The 19428-nt window shown below is 69.7% G+C and carries 22 protein-coding genes; 20 read left to right on the top strand and 2 right to left on the bottom strand.

The window, feature by feature from the left end:
• The first annotated feature begins 77 nt into the window (after positions 1–77).
• Entirely contained in the window at positions 78–461 is a 384-nt protein-coding gene (locus tag Tbon_RS02905; RefSeq protein ID WP_098503475.1) for a helix-turn-helix domain-containing protein, read from the top strand.
• A 91-nt stretch (positions 462–552) separates the two neighbouring features.
• Positions 553–1245: a flavin reductase family protein gene (locus Tbon_RS02900; protein ID WP_158066215.1), complete on the top strand. Its 693-nt coding sequence runs from the start codon at positions 553–555 to the stop codon at positions 1243–1245.
• Between the two features lie 73 nt (positions 1246–1318).
• On the opposite strand, the gene Tbon_RS02895 is transcribed toward Tbon_RS02900, so the two are convergent.
• Together Tbon_RS02895 and Tbon_RS02890 are read right to left on the bottom strand one after the other, a co-directional pair.
• Positions 1319–2452 (bottom strand): citrate/2-methylcitrate synthase, encoded by a 1134-nt coding sequence (locus Tbon_RS02895; protein ID WP_158066214.1) that lies wholly within the window; start codon positions 2450–2452, stop codon positions 1319–1321.
• A 92-nt stretch (positions 2453–2544) separates the two neighbouring features.
• A complete protein-coding gene (locus tag Tbon_RS02890; RefSeq protein ID WP_158066213.1) occupies positions 2545–4275 on the bottom strand; it encodes an NAD+ synthase in 1731 nt (576 codons plus the stop codon).
• 165 nt (positions 4276–4440) lie between these two features.
• Here Tbon_RS02890 and Tbon_RS02885 point away from each other — a divergent pair, with 165 nt between their 5' ends.
• The 18 genes from Tbon_RS02885 (at position 4441) to trpB (ending at position 19428) form a co-directional block, all read left to right on the top strand.
• A complete protein-coding gene (locus tag Tbon_RS02885; protein ID WP_158066212.1) occupies positions 4441–4632 on the top strand; it encodes a hypothetical protein in 192 nt (63 codons plus the stop codon).
• A 91-nt stretch (positions 4633–4723) separates the two neighbouring features.
• Positions 4724–6013 (top strand): glucose-1-phosphate adenylyltransferase family protein, encoded by a 1290-nt coding sequence (locus Tbon_RS02880; protein ID WP_225734690.1) that lies wholly within the window; start codon positions 4724–4726, stop codon positions 6011–6013.
• Entirely contained in the window at positions 6013–6417 is a 405-nt protein-coding gene (locus tag Tbon_RS02875) for a DUF2203 domain-containing protein (RefSeq protein WP_158066210.1), read from the top strand. Before Tbon_RS02880 ends, Tbon_RS02875 begins: the two co-directional genes overlap by 1 nt.
• A 53-nt stretch (positions 6418–6470) precedes the next feature.
• Entirely contained in the window at positions 6471–7319 is an 849-nt protein-coding gene (locus Tbon_RS02870; RefSeq protein WP_158066209.1) for an alpha/beta fold hydrolase, read from the top strand.
• Between the two features lie 398 nt (positions 7320–7717).
• Entirely contained in the window at positions 7718–9073 is a 1356-nt protein-coding gene (locus tag Tbon_RS02865; protein WP_158066208.1) for a TrpB-like pyridoxal phosphate-dependent enzyme, read from the top strand.
• Positions 9074–9137: 64 nt separating this feature from the next.
• Positions 9138–9803: a CADD family putative folate metabolism protein gene (locus Tbon_RS02860; protein ID WP_225734733.1), complete on the top strand. Its 666-nt coding sequence runs from the start codon at positions 9138–9140 to the stop codon at positions 9801–9803.
• Between the two features lies 1 nt (position 9804).
• The gene (locus tag Tbon_RS02855) at positions 9805–10260 is read left to right on the top strand and encodes a four helix bundle protein (RefSeq protein ID WP_192498092.1); all 456 of its coding nucleotides are present in this window, start codon (positions 9805–9807) and stop codon (positions 10258–10260) included.
• Positions 10257–11282 carry a tryptophan--tRNA ligase gene (gene trpS / locus Tbon_RS02850; protein WP_158066205.1) on the top strand — a complete coding sequence of 342 codons (1026 nt, stop codon included), beginning with the start codon at positions 10257–10259 and terminating at the stop codon, positions 11280–11282. The genes Tbon_RS02855 and trpS overlap by 4 nt, the downstream gene beginning before the upstream one ends.
• Positions 11282–12769: an anthranilate synthase component I gene (trpE, locus tag Tbon_RS02845; RefSeq protein ID WP_158066204.1), complete on the top strand. Its 1488-nt coding sequence runs from the start codon at positions 11282–11284 to the stop codon at positions 12767–12769. Before trpS ends, trpE begins: the two co-directional genes overlap by 1 nt.
• Positions 12770–12785: 16 nt before the next feature.
• Positions 12786–13178, top strand: a complete 393-nt coding sequence (locus tag Tbon_RS02840; protein WP_158066203.1) for a hypothetical protein — start codon at positions 12786–12788, stop codon at positions 13176–13178.
• Positions 13175–14044: a carboxymuconolactone decarboxylase family protein gene (locus Tbon_RS02835; RefSeq protein ID WP_158066202.1), complete on the top strand. Its 870-nt coding sequence runs from the start codon at positions 13175–13177 to the stop codon at positions 14042–14044. The genes Tbon_RS02840 and Tbon_RS02835 overlap by 4 nt, the downstream gene beginning before the upstream one ends.
• Positions 14041–14694, top strand: a complete 654-nt coding sequence (locus tag Tbon_RS02830; protein WP_192498091.1) for an HAD family hydrolase — start codon at positions 14041–14043, stop codon at positions 14692–14694. Before Tbon_RS02835 ends, Tbon_RS02830 begins: the two co-directional genes overlap by 4 nt.
• Positions 14691–15029 carry a hypothetical protein gene (locus tag Tbon_RS02825; protein WP_158066200.1) on the top strand — a complete coding sequence of 113 codons (339 nt, stop codon included), beginning with the start codon at positions 14691–14693 and terminating at the stop codon, positions 15027–15029. Before Tbon_RS02830 ends, Tbon_RS02825 begins: the two co-directional genes overlap by 4 nt.
• The gene (locus tag Tbon_RS02820) at positions 15026–15613 is read left to right on the top strand and encodes an anthranilate synthase component II (RefSeq protein WP_158066199.1); all 588 of its coding nucleotides are present in this window, start codon (positions 15026–15028) and stop codon (positions 15611–15613) included. The genes Tbon_RS02825 and Tbon_RS02820 overlap by 4 nt, the downstream gene beginning before the upstream one ends.
• Before the next feature lie 43 nt (positions 15614–15656).
• Complete coding sequence (gene trpD, locus Tbon_RS02815) at positions 15657–16676, top strand: anthranilate phosphoribosyltransferase (protein ID WP_158066198.1); 1020 nt, start codon at positions 15657–15659, stop codon at positions 16674–16676.
• Entirely contained in the window at positions 16669–17502 is an 834-nt protein-coding gene (trpC, locus tag Tbon_RS02810; RefSeq protein WP_158066197.1) for an indole-3-glycerol phosphate synthase TrpC, read from the top strand. The genes trpD and trpC overlap by 8 nt, the downstream gene beginning before the upstream one ends.
• Positions 17499–18242, top strand: a complete 744-nt coding sequence (locus Tbon_RS14065) for a phosphoribosylanthranilate isomerase (RefSeq protein WP_225734689.1) — start codon at positions 17499–17501, stop codon at positions 18240–18242. The genes trpC and Tbon_RS14065 overlap by 4 nt, the downstream gene beginning before the upstream one ends.
• Positions 18232–19428: a tryptophan synthase subunit beta gene (gene trpB, locus Tbon_RS02800; protein ID WP_225734688.1), complete on the top strand. Its 1197-nt coding sequence runs from the start codon at positions 18232–18234 to the stop codon at positions 19426–19428. The genes Tbon_RS14065 and trpB overlap by 11 nt, the downstream gene beginning before the upstream one ends.

The raw sequence follows: 19428 nt of genomic DNA, 5'->3' as shown, positions 1-19428 counted from the left end.
CCTTGTCCTTGCAAACGCCTCGGCCACCGCCCACGGCGCCCCCTATCCTAACCGTCCCTACACGGAGTCCTGCACGCATGATGAGAACGTCCTCCGAAACCGGTAAGCCCCCTGTCTCCGCCAGCCTTGGGAGCCGCATCCGGGCGGCCCGCCGCGATGCTGGCATGAGCCAGGGTCAGCTCGCCCAGGCGCTCAATACCACGCAGAGCGCCATCAGCCTCTACGAAGCCGGCCAGCGCTCCGTCGGCATCGACATGCTCCTCAACGTCGCCCGCATCCTCAATCGCCCCCTCCACTACTTCCTCGGCGAAGAGGGCGAGATGCTCTACGTCAAGGACAGCGAAATCGCCCAGCTCATCCAGGAGCTCGAGCGCCATCCCGAAGACCTCCCCGAACTCCTCCAGTACTGGAACTTCCTCCGCTGGCGCCGCATGTCCGCCAACGGCTCCGGCCGCCACTAACCGACCGCCGGCTCAAAACACCGCAGCGACAGCCGGGCCGCCGCCCGGCTGTTTCGCCGTCCGGCCCACCACCATCCCCGGAGGCCATCCAATGCGCCGCCTCTGCGACCCCGCCGATGCCCGCCGCCTCCTCAACCCCGGCCCTGTCGGCATCGTCACCACCGCCTGGCGCGGCTATACCAACGCCGCCCCCATCGCCTGGATGACGCCGCTCTCCATCGACCCGCCCCGCCTCGGCGTCGTCGTCGCTCCCGAACGCCACACCGCCGCCATGATCCGCTTCAGCGGCGCCTTCGCCATCAACATTCCCGGCCCGTCCCTCCTCAAGCACACCGCCTTCCTCGGCTCCCTCTCCGGGCTCGAAACCAACAAGCTCGAAGCCGCCGGCCTCGAAACCTTCGCCCCGCTCGTCATCGATGCTCCCCTCATCCGCGACTGCCTCGCCTGGATCGAATGCCTCGTCCAGGACGCCATCAAGACGGGCGACCACACCCTCTTCGTGGCCGAGCCGGTCAAAGTCCAGGCCGACGACGAAGCCTACGCCGCCCACTGGCTCCTCGCCTCCCGTGAGAAGAGCCCCCTCGTCTTCATCGGCGGCAACCGGTACGCCGTCATCGGCGACCCCCTCGAGGCCGTCATCCACGTCGATGAGCATGGCGCCCTCGTCGTCGAAACCCCCGAAGAGCGCGAAGCCCGCCTCGAGCGCGAAGCCCGCGAGGCCGAACTCCGCCGGCTCGAAGGCGAGGAAGGCTACCGCCAGCGCCTTCAGTCTGAATCCGGCTGAGCCGTTCCCCGCACGAACGCCGCAGGGCCGGCCGCATGCGGCCGGCCCTGCCATCTTCTCGGGAATTCCGCAGCTACCGCTGGTCCAGCGGTACGTACGGCCGCGGGTCCGCGCCCTCGTAGAGCGCGTTCGGCCGCACCAGCCGGTTGTCCGCGTACTGCTCCAGCAGGTGCGCTGTCCACCCCGCAATCCGCGACATGGCGAAGATCGGCGTGTACAGGTCGCTCGGGATGCCGAGCATCTTGTACACCGACGCGCTGAAGAAGTCGACGTTCGGGTAGAGGGGCTTCCCCTCCAGCTTCTTGGCGAGGTAGTCCCGCAGCTTCAGCGAGAGGTCGTAGTACTTCCGGTCCGGCGACGTTGCCGCCAGCTTGTGCCCCAGCTGCTCGAGGATGATCGCCCGCGGGTCCGTCGTCTTGTACACCCGGTGCCCGATGCCCATCACCCGCTCGCCCCGGGCCAGCAGGTCGTCCACGTAGCGCGGGATGTTCTCCTCCGTGCCGATCGCCTCCAGCGTCCGATACACCGCCTCGTTCGCCCCGCCGTGCAGCGGCCCTTTCAGCGTCCCGATGGCAGAGGCGATTGCCGAGTACATGTCGCTGAGCGTCGACGCGGTCACCAGCGCCGAGAAGGTCGAGGCGTTCATCTCGTGCTCGGCGTGGAGGATCATCGCCACGTCGAACACCCGCGCCTCGAGCTCGTTCGGCTCCTCCCCCTTGAGCATCCAGAGGAAGTTCGCCGCGTGCCCGAGGTCATCCCGCGGCGGCACCGGCTCGAGCCCCTGCCGGAGCCGGTGGTACTGCGCCAGCACCGTCGGCATCCGCGCCGTCAGCAGCGCAGCCGTCTTCTTGAGCTGCTCCTGCGAAAGGTCGCTCGACTTCGGGTCCAGCGCCCCCGCGATGATCACCGAGATCTCCAGCGCCCGCATCGGCCGGATCTTCCCGACGATCTCCCGCTGCACCCGGTCGTTCAGGTCCGAAAGCGGCCGCTCACGCCGGAGGTCCGCCTTCAGCTGCTCCAGCTCCTCCCGCGTCGGCAGCCGCAGGTTCCACAGCAGGAACGCCGTTTCCTCGAACGTCGAATGCTCCGCCAGGTCGAAAATGTTGTACCCGGCGTAAATCAGCTCGCCCTTCTGGCCGTCGATCCGGCACAGCTTCGTCGCTGTGACGTTGACGCCTTCGAGCCCCCGTGCGATGACCTCGGTCACGTGCCTACTCCCTCGCCGCGGAACCCGCGGATTGTATACACCCGTTGCCGCACTGATCCTACCACGCCCGCACCCCGCCGTGCGTAATCACCTCACCGGTACTTCGCGGCCAGCGGCAGCCGCCGGTCCCGCCCGAACGCCCGCGGCGTAATCTTCACCCCCGGCGCCGCCTGCCGCCGCTTGTACTCGTTCCGGTCCACCATCCGCACCACCCGCTCCACCGTCGCCCGCTCGAACCCCATCGCCACAATCTCGTCCACCGTCCGGTCGTCCTCCACGTACGCCTCGAGGATCGGGTCCAGCACTTCGTACGGCGGCAACGAATCCTGGTCCAGCTGCCCCGGGCGCAGCTCCGCACTCGGCGGCTTCGTAATCGACCGCTCCGGGATCCACGGCTTCCCCGCCCGCGCGTTCCGCCACCGGGCCAGCCGATACACCAGCGTCTTCGGCACGTCCTTCAGTACCGCGTAGCCGCCCGCCATGTCGCCATACAGCGTCGCGTACCCCGTCGCCATCTCGCTCTTGTTCCCGGTCGTCAGCACAATCGCGCCCGTCTTGTTCGAAAGCGTCATCAGCACGTTCCCGCGCTGCCGGGCCTGCAGGTTCTCCTCCGCTGTCCCCGGGTCCGATCCTTCGAACACGTCCGCCATCATCTCCAGCATCGCCGCGTGCGCCGGCTCGATCGGAATCGTCAGGAACCGGATGCCGAGATTCTCCGCCAGCGCCCGCGCATCCTCCTTGCTGTGCTCGCTCGAGTACCGGCTCGGCATCGAAACCCCAATCACCCGCTCCGCCCCGATCGCATCGACCGCAACCGCTGCCACCACCGCTGAGTCAATCCCGCCCGAAAGACCGATGATCGCCTCCCGGAAGCCCGTCTTCCGCAGGTAGTCGCGCGTCGCCAGCACCAGCGCCGACCACACCTCCTCCTCCTCGTCCATGAGTGCCGCCATGGCACCGCCCATCGCGGGCTCACGGCTCGTCTCCAGCGCCACCCCGAGGTCCACGAACTCTGCGCCCGTCTCCCAGTCCCGCGCCCGCAGCTCCACCCGCCGCCGCGGGTCGTGCAGCCGCCGCTGCGCCACCTCGTCGAGGTCCACGTCCACCACCAGCAGCTCCTCCGCGAACTGCCGCGCCCGCGCCACCGTCCGGCCCTCCGCGTCCATCACCACCGACGCCCCATCAAACACCAGCTCGTCCTGCCCGCCCACCGCGTTCAGGTACGCCACCGCAATACTGTTGTCGGCCGCCCGCGTGGCGAGCATCCGTTCCCGCTCCCGCGCCTTCCCTCGGTGGTACGGCGAGGCGTTGATATTGATGCACAGCTCGGCGCCCGCCAGCGCCATCGCATCCAGCGGCGCCCCCGGGTACCAGATGTCCTCGCAGATGCTTACCCCGAACCGCACCCCGCCCGCCCGGTACACCGCCGTCCGCCGCCCGGCCCGGAAGTACCGCTCCTCATCGAATACGCCGTAGTTCGGCAGCCGCTGCTTGTCGTACGTATCCACCCATCGCCCGTCCGCAAACACGGCGGCCGCGTTGTACGCGTCGTCGTCCCGCCAGTCGACAAACCCCACCACCGCCACCAGCCCGCGGGTCGCCTCCGCCAGCCCGGCAGTCGCCTCGCGCGACGCCTCGCAGAACGCCCGCCGCAGCACGAGGTCCTCCGGCGGATACCCGGTGACCGCCAGCTCAGGGAACGCCACGATATCGCAGCCCGCTGCCCGCGCCGCCGCCAGCTGCGCCCGGATCTTCTCCGTATTCCCCTCGAGGTCTCCCACCGTTGTGTTGATTTGCGCCAGTCCGAGCCGCAGCGCCTTCATCGTCGCCTCCTCGCCGCGAGTATATGCCCCGGCCACCCTGTGGGCCGGTGCGCGCCTCCGGGATTCCGTTCCCCGGAATCAGGGATTCGCCTAGGCACTCCTCCCGATTCACGCCCGCTGTCCCCTCTGGCACCCTCATCCCCGGCGGGGTTTCGAGGTAGGGAGATGACTCGAAACACCACATCCTTCAGCCCCTGCCCGCTCTGCGGGCGCCAGACCCGCGCGCACTCGCGCATCCTCATCGCCGATGTCGAGCCCATCGGCCGACGCCGGACCAGCTACGCGACCGTCATTTGTCGAGATTGTGCGTTCGCGATGGTCCTCCGCTCCGAGGCAGCAGCCATGCGCGCCAGCTAGCCCGGCCCCCTCGCAGGCAGCCGGCCCCCGGTTTCGGGGGCCGGCTGCCGTCCGTAGAATGGGTTCCAACCCCGGCGGCAGGAGGCAGCCCGTGAACGACGTCCTCGCGATGATCCTCGCAGGCGGACAGGGCGACCGGCTCTCCATCCTCTCCGAACAGCGCGCCAAGCCTGCCGTCGTCTTCGGCGGCAACTACCGCATCATCGATTTCGTCCTCTCCAACTGCGCCAACAGCGATATCAGCAAGCTCGCTGTCCTCACCCAGTACCGCCCCCGCTCGCTCTTCAACCACATCGGCGCCGGCCGCCCCTGGGGCTACGACACCCCCGAGGGCGGCATCCAGATCCTCCAGCCCTACCTCGGAAAAGCCGATGCCGACTGGTACCAGGGCACCGCCGACGCCGTCTACCAGAACCTCTACGTCATCGAAGAAGCCCGCGTCCGCGAAATCCTCATCCTCGCCGGCGACCACATCTACCTCACCTCCTACCGCAACCTCGTCGCCTACCACCGCTCCCAGGGCGCCGACGCCACCGTCGCCGTCTACAGCGTCCCCCGCAGCGAAGCCCACCGCTTCGGCGTCCTCGACCTCGACCCCTCCGGCCGCGTCATCGACTTCCAGGAGAAACCCAAAGAGCCCCGCGGCTCCTGGATCTCCATGGGCATCTACGTCTTCAACAAAGACGTCCTCGTCGAACAGCTCCAGGCCGATGCCGACCTCGGCGAAGCCAGCTCCCACGACTTCGGCAAGGACATCATCCCCCGCATGTTCCGCACCCACCGGGTCTTCGGCTACCAGTACCACGACTACTGGCGCGATGTCGGCACCATCGAGTCCTACTGGGCCGCTCACATGGACCTCCTCCAGCCCAACCCGCCGCTCGACCTCGAAGACCCCGACCTGAAGCTCCGCACCGCCGGCTCCATCCCCCCGCCCGCGCGCTTCGGCCCGAACGCCCGTGTCACCGAGTCGCTCATCTCCCCCTCCGCCCGCATCGACGGCGAAGTCTACCGCTCCGTCATCTCCCCCGGCGTCGTCATCGAACCCGGCGCCGTCGTCCGCGAATCCATCATCCAGCACCGTTGCGTCATCCGCTCCGGCACCGTCATCGACCGCTGCATTCTCGATAAAGAGGTCTCCGTCGGCGCCGGCTGCGTCATCGGCACCGGCGACCCGAACATCCCCAACCGCGAGCGTCCCGATATCGTCAACACGGGCATCTCCATCATCGGCAAGCGCGCCACCATCCCCTCCGGCCTCCGCATCGGCCGCAACGTCGTCGTCGGCCCCGGCGTCCACGAAGAACTCGCCGACCTCACCGAACTCGAATCCGGCGCTTCCGTCCACCCCACCCACATCCCCCTCCACCTCTTCGTCTGATGCCGCCCGCCATGCGCCTCTTCACGCTCGAAGAAGCCCGCGCCGCCCTCCCCGAGGTCATCCCCATCCTCGAACGGCTCCGGCAGGCCTCCCTCGAACTCCGCGCCATCGCCGCCGCCCGGGCCGCCGCCGCCCGCGGCGCCACCGCCGATGGCCACGACCTCGCCTCGCCCTTCGCCCCCGCCGAATCCGACCCCGCCGGCCCCCTCCGTGCAGCCATCCGCTCCGCCATGGAAGCCCTTGAAGCCCGCGGCATCGAACTCAAAGACCCGGCCCGCGGCCTCATCGACTTCCCCCATCGCCGCGGCGACCGCATCGTCTACCTCTGCTACGAACTCGGCGAACCCACCATCACCAGCTGGCACGACATCGATGCCGGCTACGCCGGGCGCCAGCCGCTCTGACCGTTCCCCCGGACTCCCTATAATCCCGCCAACCTCCCAGCGGGAGCCGCAGCATGTCCACCGTCTACCCCGTGCGCGATATCTTCGTCCAGGCGAACGGCCTCCGGCATCACCTCCTCGCCCGCGGCGCCCCCGGCGCACCCGTGGTCCTCATGATCCACGGCCTCGCCGGCCAGGCCCACACCTTCGACGGCATCGCCAACATCCTCGCCGCCCGCTACCACGTCTACTGCCTCGACGTCCGCGGCCGCGGCGAATCCGAATGGGGCCCGCCCGGCCAGTACAACATCGATACCTACGTCGAAGACCTCGAAGCCGTCCGCGAAGCCCTCGGCCTCCAGCGCTTCGCCCTCGTCGGCACCTCCATGGGCGGCCTCATCACCATGCAGTACGCCCCCCGCTTCCCCGAACGGGTTTCACGCGCCGTCCTGAACGATATCGGCCCCGAAATCGACCCCGCCGGCCTCCAGCGCATCCTTGCCTACGTCCAGAACGCCCCCGAGATGTTCGCCGACCTCAAGGCCGTGGTCCGCTACTACCGCGAACACTACGCCCCCATGGTCGCCCACCTCAACGACGACCAGCTCGCCGAGTTCGCCCGCTACAACGTCCGCCGCTCCGATTCCGGCGTCTACGTCTGGAAGATGGACCCCGCCGTCCGCACCGCCCCCCCGAAACCCCCGGCCCTCGACCCGTGGGACGCCTTCCGCGCCATGGAGTGCCCCGTGCTTATCATCCGCGGCGCCCAGAGCGACGTCCTCTCCGCGGAGACGGCCCGCAAAATGCTCGAGGCGAACCCCCGCGCCCGCCTTGTCGAAGTTCCCGGCGTCGGCCACGCCCCGCTCCTCGTCGAGCCGGAGGCCCGCAAGGCCCTCGAAGCCTTCCTCGCCGAAGGCGCCTGAGGCCGCCCTCCCGTTGACAGCCGTCCGCCGCCGTCCTACCTTGGGCACCTCAACTGAAGAGCAGGCGACGAACGGGAAGAGTACCCTGCAAGGCGAGCCACCAGAGAGCCGGGGCAGCTGAGAACCGGCGGCGGCGCAGCAGGCGAATGGGCCCGGGAGCCCCGCAGCCCAACCCCCGCACCCCGCGGGGCAGTAGGTTGCGGCGGAGTGGCACCGTTATCACAGCCATGGCCCTCGCGGGCACCCGCCCGCGGCGGCTGAAGAGTGCCCCGCCGGCGCAAGCCGCGGGGAACAAAGGTGGCACCGCGAGCGACCCCTCGTCCTTTGGCTGACGAGGGGTCGTTTTGCTTCGCAGGCCTCCGCCTGCATCCCGCATCACCCGTATGGAGGGGACTCCCATGGCAACCCGCAAATTCCTCCTCAGCGACGACCGCATCCCCACCCACTGGTACAACATCGCGGCCGACCTCCCCACCCCGCCCCCTCCGCCTCTCCATCCCGCCACCCATCAGCCCATCGGCCCCGAAGCGCTCGCCCCGCTCTTCCCCATGGAGCTCATCAAGCAGGAAGTCAGCACCGAGCGCTACATCGAAATCCCCGAGGAAGTGCGCCGCATTTACAGCATCTGGCGCCCCTCGCCCCTCATCCGCGCCACCTTCCTTGAGCAGACGCTCCAGACCCCTGCCCACATCTACTACAAGTACGAAGGCGTCTCCCCCTCCGGCTCCCACAAGCCCAACACCGCCGTCGCCCAGGCCTACTACAACAAACAGGAAGGCGTGAAGCGGATCGCCACCGAAACCGGCGCCGGCCAGTGGGGCTCCTCCCTTGCATTCGCCTGCCAGATTTTCGGCCTCGAATGCAAGGTCTACATGGTCCGCGTCTCCTACAACCAGAAACCCTACCGCCGCTCCCTCATGCAGGTCTGGGGCGGCACCGTCGTCCCCAGCCCCAGCCACGACACCGAAGCCGGCCGGAAAATCCTCGCCGAAGACCCCGAAAACTCCGGCTCCCTCGGCATCGCCATCTCCGAAGCCGTCGAAGACGCCGCCATGCGCGAGGATACGAAGTACTCCCTCGGCAGCGTGCTCAACCACGTCCTCCTCCACCAGACCGTCATCGGCCAGGAAGCCATCGCCCAGATGGAAATGGCCGGCGAATACCCCGACGTCGTCATCGGCTGCGCCGGCGGCGGCTCCAACGCGGCCGGCCTCATCTTCCCCTTCATGAAGGACCGCCTCGCCGGGAAGACCTCCACCCGCTTCCTCGCCGTCGAACCCGCCTCCTGCCCCTCCCTCACCAAGGGCGAATACCGCTACGACTTCGGTGATACCGCCGGGCTCACCCCGCTCATGAAGATGTACACCCTCGGCCACACCTTCATGCCCCCGGGCATCCATGCCGGCGGCCTCCGCTACCACGCCATGGCCCCGCTCATCTGCCACCTCTACGACCAGGGCTACATCGAAGCCCGCGCCTACCCCCAGAACGCCTGCTTCGAAGCCGCCACCCTCTTCGCCCGCACCGAGGGCATCGTTCCCGCCCCCGAAAGCTCCCACGCCATCCGCGCCGCCATCGACGAGGCCATCCAGGCCCGCGAGGAGGGCCGCTCCCGCGTCATCCTCTTCAACCTCTCCGGCCACGGCCTCCTCGACCTCCAGGCCTACGACGACTACCTCGCAGGCAAACTCATCGACGACTTCTACCCGGAGGAGAAGGTCCGCGAGGCGATGAAGGACCTCCCCGTCATCTAACGCCCGCGCCAGCTATCCTGAAAGCACCACACCCCAGACCACACCCGGAGTATCCGCCGTGTCCATGCTCACCGTCTCCACCGAGTTCGAAGCCCGCCTCAAGGCAGTCCTCGAGGCGAAGTCCATGCTCAAGCACCCCTTCTACGTCGAGTGGACGCAGGGCACCCTCCCCATGCACAAGATGCAGGAGTACGCCCGCCAGTACTACCACTTCGAGGCCGCGTTCCCGCGCTTCCTCTCCGCCATCCACACCCGCACCGAAAGCCCCAATATCCGTCAGCTCATTCTCGATAACCTCTGGGACGAAGAGCATGGCGAACGGAACCATCCTGCCCTCTGGCTCGAATTCGCCCGCGCCGTCGGCGTCGAACCTGACGAGGTGATCACCGCCGAGCTTCGCCCCGAGACGCGCGCCCTCGTCGACCACTTCCGCCACATGGCGTCAACCTCCCCCATCGCGGAGGCGCTCGGCACCCTCTTCGCCTACGAAGGGCAGGTCCCGGCTATCGCCTGGCAGAAGATCAAGGGCCTCACGGAGTTCTACGGCTTCGAGCCGAAGCAGTTCGAATTCTTCTCCGTGCACCTCGTCGCCGATATCGCCCACTCCGGCGCCGAGATGGAGGCCATCGCCGAGGCCTGCACCGATGAAGACGCCGTCATCCGCGCCGTCGACACCGCCTGCGACCGCCTCCTCGCGTTCCTCGACGGCTGCTACGCCGCTGCCGCCTGACATGACCGCCGCCGACCACCACGACATCGAGGCCTGGAACACGGCCATCCGGCTCGCCGCGTCCATCGGCCGCCTCAAGATCGGCTCGAACCTCCGCGCCTCCCAGGAGGCCCACGAGCGCGCCTTCGAGGCCGCCGGCGAAGCCGCCGCCCGCATCGCCGAAGCCGGCGCCCGAGAAGGCCAGGCCCAGGCCGCCATCCTCCGCGAGGCGCGCGGTGCGCTTGCCGCCTGCCGCTCCTGGCTCCACGTCCTCGCCGCGCTCACCAACGAGCCGGAAACCGTCTTCGCCGATGAGCTCGAACTCATCGAGCAGGCCGGCAAGCAGATCAACGCCTACCTGCGCGTGGCCGAGCGCGCCGGCGCAGCGGGCGCGCCCGCGCGCCAGCCCGCTGCCGGCCGCCCGGCGCCCCAGCCCGGCACGGGCCGCCCGCCCGGACGCCTCGGAGGCCCCCGGTGACCGACCGCAAGCGGATCCTCACCGGCATCCGCCCCACCGGCGCCCTCCACCTCGGCCACTACGCCGGCGCGCTCGAAAACTGGGTGCGGCTCCAGCACGACTACGAGTGCTACTTCCTCATCGCCGACTACCAGGTCTCCGACTACGCCGACGACATCCCCCGCGTCCGCGAGGCCGTCTGGGAGGTCGCCCTCGACTGGCTCGCCGTCGGCCTCGACCCCGAAGGCTCCGCCTTCGTCATCGAAAGCCTCGTCCCCGAACACGCCGAACTCGCCACCCTCCTCGGCTGGTTCCTCCCCGTCTCCATGCTCGAGCGCAACCCGACCCTCAAGGCGGAAATGGCTGCCATGGAGAACCCCGAGGACGGCTCCACCGAGCGCAAGTCCGTGCCCGTCGCCTTCTACACCTACCCGGTCATGCAGGTGGCCAACATCCTCATGCCCCGCGCCCACCTCGTGCCCGTCGGCGAAGACCAGCTCCCCCACATCGAGCTCACCCGCGAAACCGCCCGCCGCTTCAACCGCCGCTTCAAAGAGGTCTTCCCCGAACCCGAAGCCCTCGTCGGCCGCGTGCCCCGCCTCGTCGGCATCGACGGCAACGCCAAGATGAGCAAATCGCGCGGCAACACCATCGACCTCAAAGACGACGCCGAAACCGTCGCCCGCAAGGTCCGCGCCATGTACGGCGGCCCGCCCCGCGCCGCCAACGAACCCGGCCGCTGCGACGAAAACCCCATCTTCCTCTACCTCCGCGCCTTCGACCCCGACACCGGGGGCCTCGCCGAACTCGAGCGCGAATACGAAACCCGTGGGGTGCCCAACAAAGTCCTCAAGGACCGCCTCACGAAGGTCCTCAACGACCTCCTCGACCCCTTCCGCGAGCGCCGCGCCTACTACCAGGCCCGCATGCGGCTCGTCCGCGACGCCCTCGCCTCCGGATCCGAGCGGATGCGCCGTATCGCCCGCGAAACGATGGACATGGTCCACGACGCCCTCGACCTCAACTACCTCGAGAAGTACTGATGCTTCGCCCAACGCTCGACGAGGTTCGCCAGCTCGCCCGGTCCGGCCAGGGCAACCTCGTGGCCGTCTACCGCGAGGTCACGGCCGACCTCGAGACGCCCGTCTCCGCCTACCTCAAGGTCGCCAGCGGCCCCTATTCCTTCCTCCTCGAATCGGTCGAAGGCGGCGAGCGGCTCGCCCGCTACTCCTTCATCGGCACCCAGCCCTACCGCGTCCTGCGCACCGGCCCCGGCCAGGAGTGGGAAGGCGACCCCCTCATTCCCGTCGAGCAGGAGCTCGCCCGCTTCCGCCAGGTCGTCACCCCCGGCATTCCCGCCTTCACCGGCGGCGCCATCGGCTACGTCGCCTACGATGCCGTCCGCCACTTCGAGCCGCGCGTCCGCCCGCCCGAGGTCGACGAAATCGGCATCCCCGAGTCGATGTGGCTCTTCACCGATGCCATGGTCGTCTTCGACCACATCCACCACACCATCAAGGTCATCGCCCACTGCCGCCTCGACGGTGACGTGGAGAGCGCCTACCGGCAGGCCGCCTTCCAGATCGACGCCATCGTGGAGCGCCTCGAAAACCCCACCGTGCCCCTCCCCCACCAGGATATCGCCGCCGTCCTCCGCACCAATGGCCAGGCCGAGTCCAACGTTGGGCGCGAAGGCTACGAGCTGATGGTCGAGAAGATCCGGGAGTACATCATCGCCGGCGACGCCATCCAGGTCGTCCCCTCCCAGCGCCTCCGCCGCCCCACCGCCGTTCACCCGTTCAACATTTACCGCCAGCTCCGGACCATCAACCCCTCGCCCTACATGTTCTACCTCGACCTCGGCGAGTTCCAGGTCGTCGGCGCCTCGCCTGAGCTCCTCGTCCGCGTCGAAGACGGCATCGTCACCACCCACCCCATCGCCGGCACCCGCCCCCGCGGTGCCACCCCCGAGGAGGACGAACGCCTCGCCGCCGAACTCCTCGCCGACGAAAAGGAGCGCGCCGAGCACATCATGCTCGTCGACCTCGGCCGGAACGATATCGGCCGCGTCGCCCGTCCCGGCACCGTGCGGGTCGATAGCCTGATGCACATCGAGAAGTACTCGCACGTCATGCACATCGTCTCCAACGTCTCGGGCCAGCTCGCCCCCGACAAAACCCGCTTCGATGCCTTCCGCTCCGTCTTCCCCGCCGGCACGCTCTCCGGCGCGCCAAAGGTCCGCGCCATGGAGATCATCGCCGAGCTCGAACCCTCCCGCCGCGGCATCTACGGCGGCGCCGTCGGCTACGCCAGCTTCGCCGGCAGCCTCGATACCTGCATTGCCATCCGCACCATGGTCGTCAAGGACGGCGTCGCCTACCTCCAGGCCGGCGGCGGCATCGTCTACGACTCCGTCCCCGCAACCGAATACATGGAAACCGTCAACAAGATGCGCGCCCTCATGCGCGCCATCGACCAGGCCGAAGTCGCCGCCGCTCAGCTCAAAACCGGGAGTATCGGCTACGGCTGACCCACGGAGCCGCGCCATGTCCGACCGCCGCCCCGACCGCGTCTACGGCATCCTCGTCCGCCCCGGACAGGTCTTCGTGCGCGACGTCGCCGGCGCGCTCGGCCTCCCCGGCGGCGTCTTCCGCCCCCTCGCCGAAGACCGCAAGGTCGAGCTCCGCGCCCACCTCTGGGACCAGCTCGGCATCGAAGCCTCCGCCATCTGGGCCCAGGGCGCCTTCGACTACCGCGACCCCGCCGAAGACCGCCCCTGGTTCTCCGGCTTCTACACCGTCTGGCAGTGGCAGCCCGACCCGCCCCCTTCCGCCGGCCGCTGGCTCGGCCGCGAAGACGTCCTCCGCGCCGACCTCCCCGCCCCGCTCCGCATCCTCCTCATCTCCGTCCTCGATACGATCGCAATCAAGACCACATGAAACAGCACATTACCATGGCCGCCATCCTCGAGCGCGGCGGACGCATCTTCCTCGTCCGGCCGCAGCCCGGCGCGCCCTGGGAGCTCCCCTCCGGCCCCCTCCCGCCCGGCGTCGACGACGTCGACGAAGAGATGGACCGCATCCTCCAGCGGCTCGGCGTCCACGCCCCCGCCGTCGAAGAAGACTTCCTCCAGACCCACTACTTCCCCGCCGACGACGGCCAGGTCGTCTACAACCTCTACGCCCCCACCGGCTGGCAGGGCGAACCGGCCCCCCCGCCCGGTGTCGGCAGCGGGTGGTTCACCCTTGACGAGCTCGACGCCATCGACCTCCTCCCCGGCGTCCGCCAGGCCATCCTCGAGGCCTTCGGCCTCGTCCAGCCGCCCGACCGCACCGGCGAAATCCTCGCAGCCCTCGGCGCAGAACTCGCCGAAGCCGTGCGCGAACCCGCAGCCCCCGCCTCCCTCGACTCCCGGGCTGCGGGCCTCGACGTCCTCCGGACCCTCGGCGGCCGCGACCCGGGCGCCGCCTTCGAGAACCTCCGGCGCACCGCCCCCGAGCTCGCCGACGACATCGTCGACTTCGCCCTCGCCCGCGGCTGGTCCAGCCCCATCCTCGACCGCCGCACCCGCAGCCTGCTGGTCATCGCGATGCTCGCCGCCCAGGGCCGCACCGGAGGCCCGCTCCGCTCCCATATCGAGGGCGCACTCAACCACGGCGCATCCCCGGCCCAGGTCATCGAAGTGCTGCGCATGGTCGCCGTCTACGCCGGCTTCCCGGCCGCTCTCGAAGCCTGGCCCGCCATGGAAGAGGTCTTCGCCCGCCGCGGCATCCCCCGGCCCGGCCGCCCGGAGGCCGCCCCGTGAGCGCCATCCTCTGGGACCTCGACGATACGCTCCTCGAGACCCTCCCCGCCCGGATGGCCTCGCTCGCCCACGCCCACCAGGTCGTCCTCGGCGAACCCGTCGACCCGGTCGAACTCTGGCGCTCCAACCGCGGCGGCACCCTCGAAGACCTCGCCCGCCGCCTCCTCGGCGACGACTACCAGCGCTTCACCCGCGCCTACCGCGAGCACTACTACGTCCCCGGCCGCCCGGCGCCCCGCCCCTTCGAGGGCGTCGAAGCCGTCCTCCGCTCCCTCCACGCCGCCGGCATCCCCATGGCCGTCGTCACCTCGAAGGTCTCGTACGGCGCCGTCGAAGAGCTCGAGGCCGCCGGCCTCCTCCGCTACTTCCGCGCCGTCATCGGCTTCGACGACACCGAGCGCCATAAGCCCGACCCCGAGCCGGTCTACGCCGCGCTCGACCGCCTCCTCGCCGACTACCCCGAACGCGCCGTCATCGTCGGCGACAGCCCCGCCGACATCTGGGCCGCCCGCAACGCTGGCATTCGCTCCGTCGCGGCCCTCTGGGGCAGCATCGATGCCGCCGCCACGCTCGATGCCCTCCCCGACTTCACCGCCCGGACCCCGGGACACGTCCTCGAGCTCGCCGTCGAACAGGGGTTCGGCCGATGACCGCCCCCAATCCGCCCCTCCAGAAGTACATCGCCCATGTCGCGGTCCGCTTCTACCGCTCCGGCGGTGTCGAGCTCGCCCTCGTGCCGCTCCTCCGTGAATCAGCGGCCTTCACCCGCTCCGCCGGCGACGGCTACTTCCTCGTCGCCCTCATCGGCGAGCCCGGTACCGCCTACCCCCTCGACCTCCGCTCGCCTGCCGCGCTCGACCCCGCCTACCTCGCCGCCAAGTTCCGCCTCGACCGCCGCGGCTACGGCTACACGCCCGAAGAGCTCGCCGCGGTCCTCCGCCTCATCGCGGACGATCTCTACCGGGAGGAAGCCCTCGACCAGTGACCACCCTGCTCATCGATAACTACGACTCCTTCACCTACAACCTCTACCAGTACCTCTGCGAACTCGGCGCCGATGTCCGCGTCTTCCGCAACGACCAGGTCACGCTCGAGGAGTGCCTCGCGCTCGAGCCCGACCACGTCGTCATCTCGCCCGGCCCCGGCGACCCGGAGGATGCCGGCATCTCCCGCGACGTCATCCGTGCCTTCGCCGGCAGGGTGCCCGTCCTCGGCGTCTGTCTCGGCCACCAGTGCATCTACGACGTCTACGGCGGCACCGTCGCCGGCGCCGGCGAAATCAAGCACGGCAAAACCTCCCGGATCACCCACGACGGCCGCGGCGTCTTCGCCGGCATCCCCTCGCCCTTCGAAGCGGTCCGCTACCACTCCCTCTGCGGCACCCCCGAGACGCTCCCGCCCGAGCTCGAAGTTACCGCCCGCTCCGAATCCGGCATCATCATGGGCGTCCGCCACCGCCGCTACACCGTCGAAGGCGTCCAGTTCCACCCCGAGTCGATCGCCACGCAGTACGGCAAGGAGCTCCTCGCGAACTTCCTCCGCATGGAGGGTGGCGAATGGCCCGCCTGATTCGCCACACTGGAACCTGCATCCCTGCCCGGGGTCCCGCCTGATGGCCGTCCAGGAAGCAATCAAGTCCCTCGTCGACGCCGGAGACCTCCCCCCGGCGCTCGCCGCTGCCGCCCTCGAGGAGCTCATGACCGGCGCCGCCACCCCCGCGCAGGTCGGCGCCTTCCTCGCCGCGTGGCGCATCCGCGGCGAATCCGCACCCGCAATCGCCGCCTGCCTTGAGGTCATGCTCCGCCACGCCGAGCCCGTGCCTGCCGCCGGCACCATCGACATCTGCGGCACCGGCGGCGACGGCATCGATACCATCAACGTCTCCACCGCCGCCGGCTTCATCGTCGCCGCCTGCGGCGTCCGCGTCGCCAAGCACGGCAACCGCGCCGCCAGCTCGAAGTGCGGCAGCGCCGATGTCCTAGAAGCCCTCGGCGCCCGCATCGACCTCGACGGGCAGGCCATCGCCCGCATCATCGATGCCTGCAACTTCTGCTTCCTCTTCGCCCAGCGGATGCACCCCGCCATGCGCCACGTCGGCGGCGCCCGCCGCGAAATCGGCATCCGCACCGTCTTCAACATCCTCGGCCCGCTCTCGAACCCCGCCGCGCCCGCCCGCCAGCTCGTCGGTGTCGGCGCTGCCTCCCTCGGCCCGCTCGTCGCTCAGGCCCTCGCCCTCCGCGGCGTCGAATACGCCCTCGTCGTCCACTCCGAAGACGGCCTCGACGAAATCAGCCCCGCGGCCCCGACCCGCGCATGGGTCGTCGCCGATGGCGCCGTCGCCGAGCGCACCATCGCCCCCGCAGACTTTGGCCTGCCCCTCGCTCCCCTTTCCGCCGTCGCCGGCGGCGATGCCGCGGCCAACGCCGGCGACATCCTCGCCATCCTCGATGGCGCCGAAGGACCGAAGACCGACTTCACCCTCATGAACGCCGCAGCCGCCCTCGTGGTCGCCGGCCGCGCCGCCGATTTCCGCGAGGGCGTCCGCCTCGCCCGGGAGGCCGTCGCCGCCGGCCGCGCCCGCGAAGTCCTCGATACCTACATCGCGCTCTCCCGGGAGGCCGCCGGTGGGTAGCCCCACCATCCTCGACACCATCCTCGCCCGCCGCGAACGCGACGTCGCCGAGGCCAGGGCCGCTGTGCCCCCGTCGGAGCTCGAGGCCCGCCTTGCCGAGGCTCCGCCCGCCATCGACTTCATCGCCCGCCTCCGCCGCGATGCCCCCATGGCCGTCATCGCCGAGGTCAAGCGCGCCTCCCCGAGCAAGGGCGACATCGCCCCCGGCATGGATGCCGCCGCCCAGGCCCTCCGCTACGCCCGCGGCGGCGCGAGCGCCATCTCCGTCCTCACCGAACCCACGTGGTTCAAAGGCACCCTCGCCGATATGGCCGCGGTCCGCGCCGCCGTCGAAGAACTCGGCCCTGCCCGGCCGGCCATCCTCCGCAAGGATTTCATCATCGATGAGTACCAGCTCCTCGAAGCCCGGGTCCACGGCGCCGATGCCGTCCTCCTGATCGTCGCCGCGCTCGACGACGCCCGGCTCCGGCAGCTCTACGCAGCCGCCGCCCGCCTCGGCATGCAGGCCCTCGTCGAAGTCAACAGCGCCGACGAAATGGCCCGCGCCGCCGAACTCGGCGCCGCCCTTGTCGGCATCAACAACCGCGACCTCCGCAGCTTCCGGGTCGACCTCGCCACCACCGACCGCCTCGCCAGCCTCGCCCCGCCCGGCGCTCTGCTCGCCGCCCTCAGCGGCATCAGCTCCCGCGCCGATGTCGAACGCTTCGCCGCCGTCGGCGCCGCAGCTGTCCTCGTCGGCGAGTCGCTCATGGTCGCGCCGGACCCCGCCGAGAAAATCCGCGAACTCCGCGGCGTCTCTGCCGCCGCCCCCGGGGCCTCCCCATGACCCTCGTGAAAATCTGCGGCATCCGCGACGCCGCCACCGCCCTCGCCGCCGCCGATGCCGGCGCTGACTTCATCGGCCTCGTCTTCGCCGAGTCCCGCCGCCAGGTCACCCCGCAGGACTGCCACGACATCGTCGAGGCCATCGCCGGCCGCCGCCGCGCCGAAACCCCGCTCGCCCTTTCCGGCCCCGCACTCGGCGAAGTCTCGGCCCGCAGCTGGTTCCCCGCCTGGGCCGATGCTATCGAGCTCGCCCTGGCCCGCGCCCGGCCCCTCGTCGTCGGCGTCTTCGCCCGCATGTCGTCCGGCGAGGTCAACGACATCGCCGAGGCCGCCCGCATCGACCTCGTCCAGCTCTCCGGCGGCGAAGACGACGCCTTCGTCCGCGCCATCCGCCGCCCCGTCTTCCGCACCATCCACGTGCGCGAGGGCGACGACCCCGCCGACATCACCGAGCGTATCGTGCCCGGCCTCGCCGCCGGCACGCTCCTCGATACTGCCCACGACGCCGCCCTCGGCGGCACCGGCGTTACCTTCGACTGGTCCATCGCCGAAGACGTCGCTGCCCGCTTCCCCGTCATCCTCGCCGGCGGCCTCACACCCGACAACGTCGCCGAGGCCGTCCGCACCGTCCGCCCGTGGGCGGTCGACGTCTCCTCCGGCGTCGAAACCGGCCGCGTCAAAGACCCCGAGAAAATCCGCGCCTTCATCCGCGCGGCGAAAGGTGCCAGCCGTGACGTCTGAAACCGTGACCCCGCTTCCCGCCCGCTTCGGCGAATTCGGCGGCCGGTACATCCCCGAAACCCTCGTCGCCGCCCACGAAGACCTCGAGGCCGCCTACCTCGAAGCCCGCAGCGACCCCGCTTTCCAGCAGGAGCTCGACCACCTCCTCCGCCACTACGTCGGCCGTCCAACCCCGCTCTACTTCGCTGAGCGACTCACCCGCGAAGTCGGCGGCGCCCGCATCTGGCTCAAGCGCGAAGACCTCGCCCACACCGGCGCCCACAAGATCAACAACGCCCTCGGCCAGGCCCTCCTCGCCCGCCGGCTCGGCAAAACCCGCATCATCGCCGAGACCGGCGCCGGCCAGCACGGCGTTGCAACCGCCACCGTCTGCGCCATGCTCGGCCTCGAATGCGTCGTCTACATGGGCTCCGAAGACATCAAGCGCCAGTCGCTCAACGCCTTCCGCATGAAGATGCTCGGCGCCACCCTCGTCTCCGTCGACTCCGGCTCGAAGACCCTCAAGGACGCCATCAACGAAGCGATGCGCGACTGGGTCACCAACGTCCGCACCACCCACTACATCATCGGCTCCGCCATCGGCCCCCACCCCTTCCCTACCATCGTCCGCGACTTCCAGTCCGTCATCGGCCGCGAGGCACGCGCCCAGATGCTCGAACAGGCCGGCAAACTCCCGGATGTCGCCGTCGCCTGCGTCGGCGGCGGCTCCAACGCCATCGGGCTTTTCCACCCCTTCCTCGATGACCCAGTCCGCCTCGTTGGCGTCGAAGCCGGCGGCGGCGGTGTCGGCACCGGGAAGCACTCCGCCACCCTCGTTGCCGGCAGGCCCGGGGTTCTCCACGGCACCCGCACCTATCTCCTCCAGGACGAGAACGGCCAGATTCTCGAAACGCACTCCATCTCCGCCGGCCTCGACTACCCCGGCGTCGGCCCCGAACACTCCTGGCTCAAAACCAGCGAGCGCGCCGAGTACGTCGCCGTCGACGACCGCCAGGCCCTCGAAGGCTTCCAGGCACTCACCCGCACCGAGGGCATCATCCCCGCCCTCGAACCGAGCCATGCCATCTACCACGCCATCCGCCTCGCCCGTGAACTCGGCCCCGGCAAGGACATCCTCGTCGGCCTCTCCGGCCGCGGCGACAAGGACATGCACACGGTGGCAGCCGCCCTCGGAGTAACCCTCTGA

It is taken from the genome of Tepidiforma bonchosmolovskayae (assembly GCF_008838325.1).
GTDB classification, from domain to species: domain Bacteria; phylum Chloroflexota; class Dehalococcoidia; order Tepidiformales; family Tepidiformaceae; genus Tepidiforma; species Tepidiforma bonchosmolovskayae.
This window is presented reverse-complemented; position numbering and strand designations above follow the sequence as displayed.